Origin of the sequence: Larkinella sp. C7 (assembly GCF_006149005.1) — a bacterium.
Classification (GTDB): Bacteria; Bacteroidota; Bacteroidia; order Cytophagales; family Spirosomataceae; genus Larkinella.
Map to the genome: position 1 here is coordinate 1 of NZ_VBSL01000120.1, position 513 is coordinate 513.

The 513-nt window shown below is 43.3% G+C and carries 1 protein-coding gene; it reads right to left on the reverse strand.

Annotation, left to right across the window (positions count from 1 at the left end):
• Positions 1 to 456: 456 nt before the first annotated feature.
• The coding region (locus tag FH871_RS34675; protein ID WP_138995334.1) for a type I toxin-antitoxin system Fst family toxin at positions 457 to 513 on the reverse strand (57 nt) is incomplete at its 5' end.

Sequence of the window (513 nt, forward strand, 5' to 3'; positions counted from 1 at the left end):
CCTTTTTAGCGAAAAAAGGAAACCGGTAACAAGGACGAAAAGTAGGGCCACCCCCTCACCAAAGGCCATGGAGGTGACCTCACGAAAAAGCCCTTGCTTACTTAATAGACAAAAGGAACCCCTTCTAGTGCAACATTGCTCTTGTCAGACAAAAAGAAGCTCCTTCTTAGCGAACTTAACCCCATGCCAGGGAAGTCAGGAAACTAGTCCTTGAGGTCCTCGTTTTGCCCAAATTAGGCCAAAATTCTAGGGGCAGTTTTTCAAGATTAAGGGGTGCTTGAAGTTAGCAAATCCTAATAACAATAAATTTGACAAACCTTCCAAACTTCGATAAAATAGACTTGCGAATGAGAATTTCTTGCCTACACATAGGCAACGGAAAAGCCCCCTACATCGTCCACAAAGTAGGAGGCTTTTTTACTTGGTTGCGACTACCAAGTTCCGAGCTAATGGCACTCAATCGTCATCTTTCTTATTTAGCCATTTAGAAAATAGTGCAAGCACTACCCCAAC